The organism is Pontibacter sp. E15-1 (assembly GCF_022601975.1).
Taxonomy (GTDB): domain Bacteria; phylum Bacteroidota; class Bacteroidia; order Cytophagales; family Hymenobacteraceae; genus Pontibacter.
In genome coordinates this window covers 58,601-72,720 of the sequence record NZ_JAKVIR010000010.1, presented here as the reverse complement: position 1 = coordinate 72,720, position 14,120 = coordinate 58,601, and the positions used below count along the sequence as shown (strand labels likewise).

General features: G+C 55.7%; 12 protein-coding genes. All 12 read right to left on the bottom strand.

Annotated elements, in window-relative coordinates; all coding sequences use genetic code 11:
- The 12 genes from MKJ04_RS08560 to MKJ04_RS08505 all read right to left on the bottom strand — a co-directional run bounded on the left by MKJ04_RS08560 (nt 1) and on the right by MKJ04_RS08505 (nt 13,361).
- A complete protein-coding gene (locus tag MKJ04_RS08560) occupies nt 1-1,503 on the bottom strand; it encodes an NADH-quinone oxidoreductase subunit N (protein WP_241641178.1) in 1,503 nt (500 codons plus the stop codon).
- Entirely contained in the window at nt 1,504-3,249 is a 1,746-nt protein-coding gene (locus MKJ04_RS08555; RefSeq protein WP_241641177.1) for a NuoM family protein, read from the bottom strand. It lies immediately after the preceding gene.
- A 194-nt stretch (nt 3,250-3,443) separates the two neighbouring features.
- Entirely contained in the window at nt 3,444-5,630 is a 2,187-nt protein-coding gene (gene nuoL, locus MKJ04_RS08550) for an NADH-quinone oxidoreductase subunit L (protein WP_241641176.1), read from the bottom strand.
- 142 nt (nt 5,631-5,772) lie between these two features.
- Nucleotides 5,773-6,087, bottom strand: a complete 315-nt coding sequence (gene nuoK / locus MKJ04_RS08545) for an NADH-quinone oxidoreductase subunit NuoK (protein ID WP_241641175.1) — start codon at nt 6,085-6,087, stop codon at nt 5,773-5,775.
- Nucleotides 6,088-6,089: 2 nt separating this feature from the next.
- The gene (locus MKJ04_RS08540; RefSeq protein WP_241641174.1) at nt 6,090-6,602 is read right to left on the bottom strand and encodes an NADH-quinone oxidoreductase subunit J; all 513 of its coding nucleotides are present in this window, start codon (nt 6,600-6,602) and stop codon (nt 6,090-6,092) included.
- Between the two features lie 186 nt (nt 6,603-6,788).
- Nucleotides 6,789-7,400: a NuoI/complex I 23 kDa subunit family protein gene (locus tag MKJ04_RS08535; RefSeq protein WP_241641173.1), complete on the bottom strand. Its 612-nt coding sequence runs from the start codon at nt 7,398-7,400 to the stop codon at nt 6,789-6,791.
- Nucleotides 7,401-7,547: 147 nt separating this feature from the next.
- Nucleotides 7,548-8,651 (bottom strand): complex I subunit 1/NuoH family protein, encoded by a 1,104-nt coding sequence (locus MKJ04_RS08530; protein ID WP_241641172.1) that lies wholly within the window; start codon nt 8,649-8,651, stop codon nt 7,548-7,550.
- A 573-nt stretch (nt 8,652-9,224) separates the two neighbouring features.
- Nucleotides 9,225-10,583, bottom strand: coding sequence for a GntP family permease (locus tag MKJ04_RS08525; protein WP_241641171.1), 1,359 nt, complete (start codon nt 10,581-10,583; stop codon nt 9,225-9,227).
- A gap of 51 nt (nt 10,584-10,634) precedes the next feature.
- Complete coding sequence (locus tag MKJ04_RS08520; protein ID WP_241641170.1) at nt 10,635-11,459, bottom strand: DUF481 domain-containing protein; 825 nt, start codon at nt 11,457-11,459, stop codon at nt 10,635-10,637.
- An 84-nt stretch (nt 11,460-11,543) separates the two neighbouring features.
- Nucleotides 11,544-11,903 carry a response regulator gene (locus tag MKJ04_RS08515; RefSeq protein ID WP_241641169.1) on the bottom strand — a complete coding sequence of 120 codons (360 nt, stop codon included), beginning with the start codon at nt 11,901-11,903 and terminating at the stop codon, nt 11,544-11,546.
- A gap of 19 nt (nt 11,904-11,922) precedes the next feature.
- Nucleotides 11,923-12,729 carry a hypothetical protein gene (locus MKJ04_RS08510; protein ID WP_241641168.1) on the bottom strand — a complete coding sequence of 269 codons (807 nt, stop codon included), beginning with the start codon at nt 12,727-12,729 and terminating at the stop codon, nt 11,923-11,925.
- 44 nt (nt 12,730-12,773) lie between these two features.
- The gene (locus MKJ04_RS08505; RefSeq protein WP_241641167.1) at nt 12,774-13,361 is read right to left on the bottom strand and encodes a carboxymuconolactone decarboxylase family protein; all 588 of its coding nucleotides are present in this window, start codon (nt 13,359-13,361) and stop codon (nt 12,774-12,776) included.
- Nucleotides 13,362-14,120 lie beyond the last annotated feature (759 nt).

Genomic DNA, 14,120 nt, shown 5'->3' with positions numbered 1-14,120 from the left:
TTATGGTATCTGAAGCAGTAGTTCTATCCAGGCAAGCAACAGGTCTGGTTTGAAGAACAAGACAAGCAGCGGCAGGGCAAACAGTGCTAACAGCAATTTGTACGATAGTGGAATAACTAAATTCTGCGCTTTAAAATTCCCTTTGAAGAAAAGGTGAAAGGGTATCCTGATATAATAGAAGAGGGCAACGCCCGTCAGCAAAACACCTGCCGCCAATAACCAAAGCAACAGGGCATTCTGGCTCAGGGTATAGGCCTCCCAAACATTGCTGAAAATCAGGAGCTTGCCCATAAAACCCGCCAGCGGAGGCAAACCGGTGAGCGAAAGCAGGAAGAGCAGCGCCATGATGCCAACGTAGGGGTGCGCGCGCCCCATCCCCCCGAAATCCTCCAGTTCCTGCACCCCGAACGTATCCTCTGACAGTTGCAGAAACAGGAAAACGCCGAAGTTCATGAACAGCAGCACCGTGAGATAGAACAGGACGCTCAATTGGTAAGGGGTGCCGAAAGCCAACAGGCCCACCAGCAAAAAGCCCGCATGCGACACCGACGAGTAGGCCAGCAGCCTGCGGGGTGTCTTCTGCCAGAGCGCCGTGAAATTTCCGATGAGCAGGGTGGCAAGGGCGGAAATGCCCAGAAAAAGCTGCACGTCGGGGTATGCCAGCGGGTCTGCGAAGTTGGCCACGAACCGGAGAATGACAATGATGCCCGCCATTTTAGGCCCTGTAGAAAACAGCGCCACCACCGGCATGGGCGCTCCCTGGTATACATCCGGTGCCCAGAAATGGAACGGTGCCGCCGCGATCTTAAAGAAAAACCCGGCGAAAACCAGCACCGCCGCCACCGTCAGCAATTGCCCGTCGGCCTGCAGCAGCGCCATCCCGAAGGCGTCGGAGGTATAGTGCAGCGAGCCCGTGATCCCATAGAAAAACGACATGCCGTACAGCATGACGCCCGCCGAGAGCGCGCCGTAGAGCACGTATTTCAGACCGGCCTCCACCGCGCGCTTTTCTTCCTTCAGGGTGAGGGTAAGGATGTAGGAGGCGATGGAAACGGTCTCGATGGCCATAAAGACCATCAGCAGGTTCACCGACTTGGCCATCAGGTTCAAGCCGAGCACCAACATAAGAATCAGGGCATAGTATTCGCCTTTCCCCTGCGTCAGATGCTCCAGCTGCTTGTTCTGCAGCGACAGCAGCACCGTGAAGATACCGGCCGCACTGAACAGTATACCCGCATACCGCGCCAGGCCGTCAGAGAGCAGCAGGTTTAGGAAAGCCGCATGCCCAACATCGTATCCGCCCACAACCTGAACGGCCAGCGCGGCAAAAAGCCCGGAGAGGGTCAGCCACGGGAGCAGGCGCTTGATGGCAGGTGATTTAAAGAGATCGAGGGTAACGAGCAGCAGGAAAAAACAGGCCAGCAGCAACTCGGGCAGCAGGGCACCTGTGCCCGACACAATGGCGTCGATGGTTTGGGAGAGGTATGCTGCCTGATCGTTCACTTAGCGTAGGATGGAGGATAAAACCATGTTGAGCTGCTCCTGCCCATTCAGCAGCATCAGTTCCGTGAAACCGTTCACCGCCATACCGGTCTTGTCGAGCAGCAGGTGCGGGAAGATGCCAAACAGCAACGCCAGCAGGGCCAGGGGCACCAGCATCAGGTATTCCCGAAGGTTCAGGTCAGACAGGTTGGCCTGCTCGCGCAGCCCCGGAAAAATCCAGAACTTGCCAAAGAACATGCGCTGCAGCGCCCACAGGTAATAGGCTGCCGCCAGCAATAGCCCGAATACGGCTACCACCGTGAGCCAGCGCGGCAGCATGCCCGTGGCCTCTGGTGCACTGAAGCCCCCTACCAGCACCAGCAACTCGGATATAAAACCGGAGAAGCCGGGCAAGCCAAGCGAGGCGAAGAACGCGATCACGACAAAGGTGGTATAGGCTGGCATGACGGTGGCCAGGCCCCGGAAATTCTGGATCACGCGGTCGTGCGTGCGGTCATAGATCACACCAACCACCAGGAAGAGCATGGCGGAGATGATGCCGTGGCTGAACATCATGTATACCGCCCCGTTCACGCCTTCGGTGGTGAGCGAGGCCAGGCCCAGCAGCACAAAACCCATGTGCGACACCGACGAGTAGGCAATCAGCTTTTTCAGGTCGTTCATGGCCAGCGCGTTCAGGGCCCCATATAGGATGGACAGCACGCCCAGGCCACCCACCAGCACCGAGAAATACGCCGCGCCGTCCGGGAAGATAGGGTACACGATTCGGATCAGGCCGTAGCCGCCCACTTTCAGCAGGATGGCAGCCAGCAACACCGAGATCGGGGTGGGTGCCTCCACGTGCGCGTCGGGCAGCCACGTGTGCACGGGCACAACCGGCACCTTGATGGCGAAACCGGCAAAGAGCAGCAGGAACGCGATAAAGCGCACCGGCAGGTTCCAGAGCCGCACCCCCGACAACACATGCAGTAAACTGTCGGGCAGGAAATTGGCTGCCTCCATCATCGCCGGAATGCTGAAGGTATGCACCAGGTCCTGACTCTCAATGGCGTTTTGCTGGAGCATTTGCTGCACCTGGCGCAACGCTTCCGGCGAGGCGTCTACGCCCGCCTTTGCCAGCCCAAGCTGCAATGCCGTGGCCCCCGGGTCTACCACCGAGGTATAAAGGCCGATCATCACGATCAGGATAAAAAGCGACCCCACGAGGGTATAAATAAAAAACTTAATGGAAGCGTACTCGCGGTTTGGCCCTCCCCATATCCCGATCAGGAAGTACATGGGCAGCAGCATAAACTCGAAAAAGAGGTAAAACAGGAAGAAATCGAGCGCGAGAAAACAGCCCATCACGCTGGTGAGCAGCAGGAGGTAGAGCAGGAAATAGCCCTTCACGTTTTGCGTGACCGTCCAGGAGGAGATGACGCCGATAACGCCGATAATGCCCGTGAGCAGCACCATGCTGATGCTGATGCCATCTACCCCGACAAAGTAATCGATCTGAAAGCGCCCCAGGTTGCCGAGCGAGAACCCGATCCAGGAGAGCTTCTCCACAAACTGGTAGCCCTGCTGCCCGTTGGCAAAGGCACCTCCGTCGAAGCGGGAATAAAGGAGAACAGCCAGTCCCATCTGCACCAGTGCCCCCAACAGCGCCACCGCCTTCATGGGCTTTTGCAGGTGCGCAGGCAGCAGCAGCACAATGAGTGCCGCCAGCAAGGGTGTAAAAATGAGACTACTGAGTATAAAATCCATCAACTGTTTGTGTGGTTGATTGTTAGTTTTTTATTGTTGATCGCTAAATTGTTAAATGGATTGCTCCCTGCATCTTCCTAAGTCTTCCATCTTGCGCGCCGAACAATCCTACACTATAACTTCCCCTTCTGAACTCTCCTCACCCTCAAAACCATACAGGTACCTCTCCCTGAAACCAGACCGCAAACTTAACATCAAAACACGATGATGTATAGTATAATCAAAATAAATCCGAAGAGGGAGTAGGCGTAGTACGACTGTACCTTTCCGTTTTGCAGCCCCCGCCCGATACGGCCAAAGAGCCGGGGCAGCGCCGACAGCAGCCATACCCCCCCATCCACGATAAATTTATCGAAGCCGCCCACGATTTTTGCCAGCACCACCAGCCACTTGCTCCCGTAGTCCAGCGTGAAGTCAATCACCCGCTTGTCCAGCCGGTACAGCCCCCGCGAGAGGAACACGGTTGGCTGTACAAAGACTTTGGCATACAGGGGATCGAGGTAAAAATGGTTGAAAGAGAGTCGGGCGAAGGCGCTTTGCGGCTGCTCCTGCAGCAGCGCTCCAGACGGTTTGCTTTTATACCGGCCAATGGCCAACCCGATACCGGCCACACCCAGCGCAGCCGACAGCAGCCCGATAACCAGGTGCACCGTATGGTTGGCCTCGTCCTGCAGGGCCACGGCGCGCAGCAAGTCAGCCGCCAGTTGCGTGCCATCGGCAGCGAGCTGTGGCAGGCTGATGCCCTGCAGCACCCAGCTGTTGCTAAAGCTAAACGGGTTCAGGGAGAAGAAAACGCCCAGCGACAGCACCGCCAGCAGCACAACAGGCAGCGCCATCACGCGCTCCACCTCCTGCCCCACCGACACCCGCAGTTCCCGCACATCGAACGGAAGCCTGAAACTGCCGAAGAACATGAACCACATGTGCCTGCCCATGTAAAAAGCCGTGAGCAGCACCACCGCAAACCCGATCACCGGGACAATGTAGTACAGGCCGTTGCCGTTGGCGCTCATCGCCTGCGCCCAGGCCCAACTGCCCGACAGGATTGCGTCTTTCGACAGGAAGCCGGAGAAAAGGGGCAAGCCCACCAGCGCGGCAGCGGCCAGCAGATAGGTATAAAACGTGAGCGGCATGGCTTTGCGCAGCCCGCCCATGTTCCGGATGTCCTGCGGGTCAACGCTGTCGGGTTGGTGGGTATGGTGCAGCCCTCTGTGCATGGCATGGATGATGATGCCGGCATTCAGGAACAGTGCCGCCTTAAAAAACGCGTGTGTGGTCAGGTGGAAGAGCGACGCGTCGTGCGATCCGGTGCCCATACCCATCACCATATAGCCCAGCTGGGAGATGGTGGAGAAGGCCAGCACCGCCTTGATGTCATACTGCGTGAGCGCCGCCACGGCTCCCACCAGCGCAGTAATCGCCCCGACAACGGCCATCACCGTGAGGGCATCCACCGTGAAAAAAGCGTAGCAGCGGGCCAGCAGGTAAACCCCGGCCGCCACCATGGTAGCGGCATGGATCAGCGCAGACACCGGCGTGGGCCCCTGCATGGCGTCGGGGAGCCATACCTGCAGCGGAAACTGCGCCGACTTGCCCACACAGCCCATAAAAAGGCCGAGGCCAGCGAAGGTCAGCAGCACCGTCGGCATCTCCACGAGCCACGGCTGCCCGTTTAGCGCGTAGGTCAGCACGAAGCCCTCCTCCGTCCAGTTGCCCGTGCCGATTAGCGCGCGCAGCGCCTCCAGATCGAAGGTGCGGAAGTAGGTATAGAATGCGAAGAGGCCCAGGAGCAGGCCCATGTCCCCGATCCTGTTCACCAGAAAAGCCTTTTTGCTGGCCGCGATGGCGGCGGGCCGCTCAAACCAGAACCCGATGAGGAGGTAAGAGGAAAAGCCCACCAGCTCCCAGAACATAAACAGCAACAGCAGGTTATCGACCAGCACAATCCCGATCATACTGAAAGTAAACAGGCCCAGATAGGCAAAATAGCGGCTATACCCCTTGTCGGCATGCATGTAGCCAACCGAGAACAGTTGCACCAGCAGCGAGATAAAGGTCACGATCACCAGCATCAGCACCGTGAGGTTGTCGAGCAGCACGCCCGCGGTAAAATCGGTAAAAGCGCCACCCAGGGAAGGCAGGCGAAACCAGACAATGCGGCTGTGAAAGGCGGCGTTGTTCCAGGTCTGCGCAAAAAGCCACCCCGACAGCGCCACCGACAAAGCGGCTACCCCGATGCCCAGCCAATCGCCGCGGCGCGGCAGGCGCTCCCCAAACAGCGACAAGCCCACAAAGCTCAGGAGCGGCAGCAACAGCACAGCCAGCGCGGTTGCGGTTTGGGAGGTGGCTGCCAGCGGCTGTAATAGTTCGGATAGCTCCAATTTGATCTGTTTCGGTTTCGGCTGCTGCGTGGCTACGCCAGCAAACAGCGGTCAAAGTTAACTAGAAAGCTTAATTTATTTATACTGATCGGCTGCGATTGTCCTGGCCCGGCGGCATTTGCCTTGCCAGCCGGTATACCGGCTACCGGTTTACCTTGCTCACCACCTCGTTTATGTTTGCAGTCCTGAAGTACTGGTATACCCGCAGCACAATCGCCAGCGCCACCGCGGCCTCGGCGGCAGCCACCACAATCACGAAAAGCGCGAACATTTGCCCTTGCATCAGCGAGGCGTCATACCGGCTGAAAGCGACGAGGTTGAGGTTAGCCGCGTTAAAGACCAGCTCAATGCCCATCAGCACGAGCACCGCGTGTCTTTTCGTGATCACGGCCAGGATGCCCAGGCTAAACAGCGCGGCGCTCAAAAGTAAGATATGCTCTAACGGAACCTGTTCCATTTTTATACTTTCTGTTTATCAGTGGCAATGTAGGCGGCCCCCATCAGGGCGATCAGCAGCAGCAGCGAGGCAACTTCGAAAGGCACCACAAAGTCGGTCATCAGCTTGATGCCGATGGCCTGCACGGTGCTTTTCTGCTGCCCCAGCACGGCTGTGTCGGCGGTTTGCAGCCAGGGCAGTGCGCCCAGGTTCGCATTCAGGATGGTATGGAACATGCCCACGAGCACCAGAAACGTGATGACCGTGCCCCATACCTTGTTGGTGTTCTCCGACACCACCGACTTGTCGTGCACGCGGCTGCTGAGCATGATGCCGAACAGAATGAGCACCAGCACCCCGCCCACATACACCATCAGTTGGGTAGCCGCTATAAAATCGGCGAACAGCAGCACGTAGATACCCGCCAAGCTCAGCAGCGTGACGAGCAGTGAGAAGCCCGCGTACAGCAGGTTCCGCGTCAGCACCATGTATACCCCGGAAAGTACTGCCAGTATGGCGAAAATGTAGAAGATCATTTTTCAGTTATCCTTTAACATTGATCAATGTGCGCTTCCTTATATAGGTTACCTTGGTGGCCTCGCCATCGCTGAAGGCTGGCGAGCCTTCAGGTTTATTGCAACGGCTTTGCCTTTTGGTAAACGCTTTGCTTTTTTGACACTCACAGGTCTTGCAGACACTGTGAGGTCGTCTGCAGGTGTGGGTTAGCCTTGCTGTTGCTTTCTGGCTGCCAGCGCTGCGGCTTTGGCGGCGGCCATTTCCTCTTGCTGTTTCTCGAAGAGACGCTGCTTTTCCTGGGCCTGCTCCGGCGAGAGGTCGGTGAAGTGGTAGATCATGTTCTTGATGTCTACTTCAGCGAAATCATATACCGGCGTCATCGTCAGGCAGTCGGTGGGGCACACGGTGGTGCACAGGCCGCAGTAGCAGCACTTGGCCATGTCGATGTCGAATACAGGGCCGTAAAGCCTTTTCTTCGTACCATCGGAGGTTACACCTATATCCTCGGTCGCCTTCACCGACTCGATAGTGATGCAGTTAACCGGACAAATCTTGGCGCACAAGTCGCACACAATGCAGTCCTCCATCTCGTTGTGCAGGCGGTAGCGGCCATTGTCGGGCACGGGCAGCGCCTCGTACGGGTACGTGAGCGTGGCCAGCCCATCAGGCTGCTTAAAATAGCTGTCGTCCGACACGTATACCGGCTTGCGGCGCTTGCCCGCGTTGGCGAAGTGGCGCAGCGTCAGGCGCGCGCCGCTCATCAGCGACTTCACGCCCTGCCAGAATCCGGTTTTATGTTTATATGCTTCTTTTTCCAACGTTTTCAGGTTAGAGGATTAAAAAGTCAGCGCGTTTTGGAATGAAGAACATTTAAAAAAATCGTGAACCATTATTCACTTTTAACACTCTAAATTTCAACTTGCTAACTACTAAACTCTTCAGATTTTCAGCTTCCTAACTACCTATCAAATCATTAACAGGCGCCAGATGCCAGCTGCCAGTACCACGGCCAGGGCCAGAGGCGTCAGCACTTTCCAACACAGGTGCATGAGTTGGTCCACGCGCAGGCGCGGATACGTCCAGCGGGCCCAGAGCTGCACAAACAACAGCACAAAAGTCTTGGAAAGCAACCAGAAAGCCGCCCATAGGTTTCCGGAAAGCGCGCCGACGGAGCCGGTGGTCCAGTTGGCCAGCTGTGCCGCGCCGATGTTGGGGAGCGGTGTGTTCCAGCTGCCGAGAAAAAGGACAACCGCCACCAGGCTCACCAGCACCATCATGCTATACTCCGCCAGAAACAGCACCGCGAAACGAAAGCCCGAGTATTCCACGTGGAAACCCGCCACCAGTTCCGATTCCGCCTCCGGTATATCAAACGGGGCGCGGTTGCTTTCTGCCAGCGAGGCGATAAAGTATATGATAAAGGCCACCAGCAGCATTGGTGCCCGGAAAATGTTCCAGGTCGTGATGCCGCCGATCGTTGTCGTGTCTATTCCGAGTGCCTGTATACCAAACAGCCAGTTCGTCTCATACTCCATGCCCGGAAAGGCATGCAACAGTACGCCTTGCTGGTAACTTATCTCCTGAAAATCGAGCGACTGGCAGATCATGACGGCTGACAGAATGGCCAGGCCCGCCGGAATCTCATACGACACGATCTGCGCCACCGAGCGCATGGCACCAAGCATCGCGTATTTATTGTTAGAGCCCCAGCCAGCCATCAGCAGCCCGACCACATCCAATGACACAATGGCCAGCAGGTAAAACACCCCGATACCAATGCCCGCAGGCACTACGTCGGGGGTGAAAGGGATAACGGCAAAACCGGCGAAAACTGCGGCAAAGATGAGGATTGGGGCCAGCTTGAACAGACTTTTATCGGCCTGCGCCGGCACAATGTCTTCCTTCTGGAGCAGCTTCAGCACGTCGAGCACCGCCTGCAGCGAGCCATACGGCCCGGCCTCGGTTGGACCCAGACGGTCCTGCATAAAGGCAGCTACCTTTCGCTCCGCGTACGCCAGCACGATTACCACACTCAGTAAGAGCATAAGTGTCAGCAGGAAAGCAAGCATAGGCGTTCTGGTTGATTTAAGAAAGCGAAGTTAGGGCATAATATGGGAATCTGCTAACGATTACCCGGTGTAATTGATGTTTTGGAAAAAGGCTCTCGAATTGCCACCGCTTCAGGCATAGCAGGATAGGCGGTTGCTGGCCGGTCGTAAAGTTTGATGAAAGCCAGAGTGGAATCCAAGTCCGCCTCGCTAAACGGGAACGTGGGTATCACCATCTGGCTATACTCTTGGTAATCTTTTATATATCCTTCCGCGTGTGATGATAAGCCAACTCGATACATAAAACCTCTCAGCTAGCCACGCATAAGCAGCTTTGCACTCCCCTCCTTTTTTCAAGGAGGGGTGCCGCAGGCGGGGTGGTTCTTTTCGCCCGGCTGTTGGGGCTCCGCCCCAGTCGAGTTACAAACTCGACGTTATAGAAAGTCACAAGTTTGAAAACTTGCGCCAGAAAGGTAAAATCAAAACAGCACTGACATAAAACTGCCATAAATAGGTATAACCCGAAATCAAATTGAGCTCACTTGGGAGTCAATTTTAGCCTGATTTTTCGGGCAAGCGGATAGGGTCTTTTTCTCAAACCAGAACAAACCACAACAACAAGGTAACAGCAATGGCGGTGATGCCCTGCACCAGCGTGGCCATAGTATGGGCTTTGTAAGCGTCGGTTACTTTCATGCCGCTGAACTGCGTCACCACCCAAAAATAGCTATCATTGACGTGGCTGACGGCCATGGCCCCTGCCCCGATGGACATCACGACAAGTGCCAGGGGCACCGCACCAACGATACCTGCCTCAGCCAGCATGGGAGCCACTAGTGCCGAGGTGATCACTAATGCGGCTGTAGAGGAGCCCTGGGCCGTTTTAAGAGCCGCTGCCACAGCAAAAGAGATCAGCAGAATGTAGGCACCGTTCAAATTGCCGCCTGCGGCAAAGCCTTTGATGACGTCTGCAACCGCTGTGGCTTTTATCACGGAGCCGAAAGCCCCGCCAGCGCCCGTCAGCAAGAGGATGATGGCGGCGTCTTTCAGCCCGTCCCCGAGCCAGCCGGTCAGCGTTTCCTCGTTCCAGCGGGGCAGCAGCGGGAAAGCGGCAAACACCCCGATGAGCAGGGCCACCACCGGCGTGCCCAGAAAAAGCAAGAAGTTGGCCATACCCCCGGTATATTTCAGGTAACTCACCACCGACCCAACGCCGATCAGCAGAATGGGCAGAAAGATAGGTATGAACGACTTGAGCGTGGAAGGCAGCTCCCCGAACTCCCGCACAACTTCCTCATAGCTCAACCCAATAATTTCTTCTCCCTCGATTTTGATGGTGGAGGCAACTTTAACGGCCCATACATACCCCACTGCCATCACGGGTATGGCCACCACCAAACCGATCAGGATGATGGTGCCCAGGTAGCCGCTGGCCCCGATGTTGCCTGCCGCCGCGATGGGGCCGGGCGTGGGCGGCACAAGGGTATGGGTGGCGTACAAGCCTGTAGCCAAAGCGATGGACATGGAGGCCAGCGGAACCTTCGCGCGTTGCGCCAGCGATTTCTTCAGGCTGGACAGGATCACGTAGGCCGAGTCGCAGAAAACGGGGATGCTGACAATGGCGCCGATCAGCGACATGGCCAACTGCGGCCGCTTCTCCCCCACCACGCGCAGCACCACCTCGGCCATGCGCAGCGCAGCCCCCGACCTCTCCAGTATCTTCCCGATCACGGTGCCCGCCACGATCACGATGCCGATATAGCTCATCAGGCCGCCAAAGCCATCATTTATAGCTTTCACCACATCCTGCAGCGGCAGGCCCGCCGCTATACCTACCCCAAAGGCCGCGATCAGCAAACCGAAAAACGGGTGCAGCTTGAATTTGGCCGTTGCCAGCACGATGAAGCCAACCCCAGCCAGCAGAATCAGAAAAAGCACAGGACCTTGTATCATGCGGTTAGCAGTTAAAAGCACGGCAGCCCGTGCGTGTTTGTCGTGCGGAAATTATAGGAGGTTACCCAGCGAGACGCCGAAGGTAATGTTTGAGTCGTTGTTTTTGCGCGAGGCCTCTACTTCGCTCTCGTAAGAGTTGGTGAAACTAGCGCGGATGGCAACCCATTTTGCCAGCGGCAGCTCCAGGGAAAGGAGCGTGTTCCAGCGCAGGTTCGAGAAGTCTGACAGCGACGGCTGCACAAAGGTGATGTGCTTAAAGCGCATCTTCCTCTCCAGAAACGCATGGCTGCCTTTGATGCGCAGCGAGTTCCGCTGCGTGACCAGCGTGGGCCGCTCGCTGAAGTCGGTGGACTCGTGGATAATGGCGTTCGTCAGCGTCAGGGTGTTGCGCTCGGTCTGCAGCAGGCGGTAGCCTATACCTGCCCCGGCCAGTTGCCGCAAATCAATGCCCCGCAGGTGACTGATCTCCATCGTAGCCAGGCCGAAAACATAGGTTTTCTTTTTCTTGAACACATCCACGAACAGGTCCACGTAGGTATCGCGCTCGGCCAACACACCATTCTGCTTGCCGTAGCTAAAACGGGGGTTTGTGGCGATGGACAGCACAGGGCCGCTCAGGATTATCTCTGCCCGCGTTACCAGCAGGCTCCGGCTCACGTTGCCTTGGGTAAAGTTGCCGTCGCCGAAAAAGCGGTAGTCCAAGCTATCCAGCAGCAGAAAGCGCTCCTGCGGCAGCGTGTCCGTGTTGGCTTGGGTAAGTGAATCGGCTTGCGCGGGGGCGTTAGCGGCAGCTGGCTGCTGCGCATACGCGGAATGCCCATAACAGAAGCAGCACAGGAGCAGCTTCAGAAAACAGAGGCAGGTAGATTTTCCCATACCTCAAAAATAGAATAAAAGGCCAGTGGAACGAAAGATAAGGCAAATAAACTCTGAGAACGTGCCTGCCGCTAGCGCACTGGGTTACGCCATCAGCAGAATCCCGGCCAGCTCATCCTTCTCCATCGGCTTCACAAGATAGCCCGCCACGTTGGCATACTGTTTCGCGCGCTGCCGGTCCAGTTCGCTGGTTGAGGACGTCAGGATATACACCTTCTGCCCCAGGCCCTGCTGCTGCATCTCATCCAGAAACCCCCAGCCGTCCATCTCCGGCATGTTCAGGTCCAGGAAGATGATGTCGGGTTGAACCGTAGCTACTTCGGAAAGGGCTTCCATCGGCTCGGTATAGTCGTGCACCGCGTAGGCGGGGTCGATCATTTGTATCAGGCTCCCCGTGATGAAATTGGTAATTTCCATATCATCCACCAACATAATTTTCTTCATTCCTTCTAAGATTTATGGATTACGCTTTCAATTCAATAAGTTCTGAGGTGGCCTTGGTGATCACTTCCTGCAAGGCCTCGTCCAGGTCCTCGGAAGACCGCCTCAGCCGGGGCATTATTTTCTCCTGGATTACCTCCGGCGAGCTGCCATGGTCAATCATGTTGATCAGGCCGAGGATGCGGCTCAGCGGCTCCCGCACCTGGTGCGCGTTGAGAATGGAGATTTCCATGAGCCGCTCGTTTTTCTCGGCAATCTGCTGGGTGCGCAACTTGATCACCCGCTGCTGGTTTTCGTTGATTGACGAGATCACCTCGTTCTTCTTGTCCAGCACCTGAAACAGGCACAGCTCCAGCAGTTTCGACTCCAGGTTTTCGGCGATCAGCTTCACAAACGTGACATCGCGCCCCGAGAAGTCTTTGCTGTTGCCCGCCAGCACTGAAAGGAGGATTTGGCATTTCTCCCTATTGAAGGCCCACCCCCAAAGCTGCCCCTGCTCCGCTTCCGCTAAACGAAATTCTGCCGGGAGCCCGAGCACAGATAAGTCTGTCCAGAGCAAGGGCCTTCCTTTTTCCAGCAGTTGCTGCTCATGCGGCAGGTAGTCGTGCTGCTCCCGCACCTGAACGCTGGAGCCGGCCGCACTCACCGTGATATGTATAAAGTAGTCTTCCCAGTTAAAGCTGACTCTGAACACATGGAAATTGAGGAGGTATTTCAGGTTCACCCGCAGGGCGTCCCCTATCTCCTCGAATGACCGGCAGCGCATCAGGACGGTGGAGAAGCGTGAAAACGCCTCATACGTGACTCTGTAAATCTGACTATCCTTCACCCCTTCTTCCCCTCCGGATTATTGCGCCTCCTGATACAAATCTATTAAAACTCGGGCTCCAGCAGCTCGTTGTCCAGCTTGATGCCGGATACCGTGGCAATCGTGTTGAGCATGTTCACCAGATCCGACTGGGCCATCAGTTCCTGGATCTCGTCTTCAGAGAAGCCTTCCTGCTGCAGCTCATCAAAATCACGGTCCGTCACGGTCGCTGTCCGCAGCGCCGCCTTGGTAGCCACCCGGATGGCGACTTTGTAGCTTTGGGGGAGTATCGGGGAGTTGAGGTCTTCGGTAGCCCGGAAGTTCTCGTCGTCGCTGATCATTCTGCTCATACTGTCTGCAAAGATGCCGTGGGCATGGGCGCAGTAATCGCAGCCTCTTTCCTTGGACACGTTGTAGATAATCAATTGCTTCAGGACGTTTGGCACCTGTCCCTCCAGCAGGGTGGAGCGCAGTTTGGCCCAGTTGCCGCGCAGCAGTGTCTCGTTTCCGCCCTGGCACTTAAACCAGTTCAGCACAAAAGGCAACTGCAGGCTCTGCATTGTTTCTTCATAAATGGCTTTTACCTCGGGCGTTGCCTCTTCGTAACTTACCGTCCGGAAACGGGTAAGTTGCTCTATAGCTATTGCACTCATAGTAAGGGTGTATTAAGGGTTGTGTTGTAAAATTTTAGATAAAGATATACATGATTTCTTAAAATCAATGCAATTTATATATAAAAAATTAAATATTAAAATATTATTGGATAAATCCTATTTTAGAATGAATACGCCTAGTTGAAAAGGGTATGGCTGTTGCACCTTATACAGATCGAATAGCAGGCAGAACTTATGTAGGCCAGATCGATTTCCGAATGATGCCATCAGCCGGTGAGAACGATCTGTTGCTAGGGTGTAGAGTATGGGCGGTTTTTTCGGTTAAACCAGGAGTTGTTCAGAAGAGTAGCTAGAAGACCTTGTTAAATCTCGCTTTTAGAAACGAAATGTCAGCTTGTTTTAAGAACCTGAGTTATACCTGCTGTTACGCAGTGCCCACTTCCGCCCCCCTTTGAAGGTAGGGCCGTTAAGTTCTAAGAATTTGCACCATGTCTTCACGTAAAGATTTAATATAGCAGAAAAACGATTCTCCCCTTGAGGGGAGTTAGAGGGGTGTTTGCTCTTTGCGAAAGGTTATTTTTGCTGGCTTTACACCCCTGCGGTCCCCTCAAGGGGACAATTTTCGTTAGAACTTAACGGCCCTACCCTTTGAAGGGGGTTAGGGGGATGACACTCCCTGCGGACAATCAGAAGTAAGATATTATAGCAGCTGTTTCACATCATGCAAGAGCAGGAAAGGTTCTTCCGGCCGCCTTTCATCCCCCTGCCCCCTTCTTCTTCGAGGGCCCCTACCCCCAA

Bases quoted from the DNA above. Each gene is read 5' to 3' on its own strand.
- MKJ04_RS08555 (WP_241641177.1), bottom strand. From the start codon at position 3,249: ATGGATTTTATACTCAGTAGTCTCATTTTTACACCCTTGCTGGCGGCA.
- MKJ04_RS08520 (WP_241641170.1), bottom strand. From the start codon at position 11,459: ATGGGAAAATCTACCTGCCTCTGTTTTCTGAAGCTGCTCCTGTGCTGC.
- nuoK (WP_241641175.1), bottom strand. From the start codon at position 6,087: ATGGAACAGGTTCCGTTAGAGCATATCTTACTTTTGAGCGCCGCGCTG.
- MKJ04_RS08525 (WP_241641171.1), bottom strand. From the start codon at position 10,583: ATGATACAAGGTCCTGTGCTTTTTCTGATTCTGCTGGCTGGGGTTGGC.
- MKJ04_RS08530 (WP_241641172.1), bottom strand. From the start codon at position 8,651: ATGCTTGCTTTCCTGCTGACACTTATGCTCTTACTGAGTGTGGTAATC.
- MKJ04_RS08505 (WP_241641167.1), bottom strand. From the start codon at position 13,361: ATGAGTGCAATAGCTATAGAGCAACTTACCCGTTTCCGGACGGTAAGT.
- MKJ04_RS08515 (WP_241641169.1), bottom strand. From the start codon at position 11,903: ATGAAGAAAATTATGTTGGTGGATGATATGGAAATTACCAATTTCATC.
- MKJ04_RS08540 (WP_241641174.1), bottom strand. From the start codon at position 6,602: ATGATCTTCTACATTTTCGCCATACTGGCAGTACTTTCCGGGGTATAC.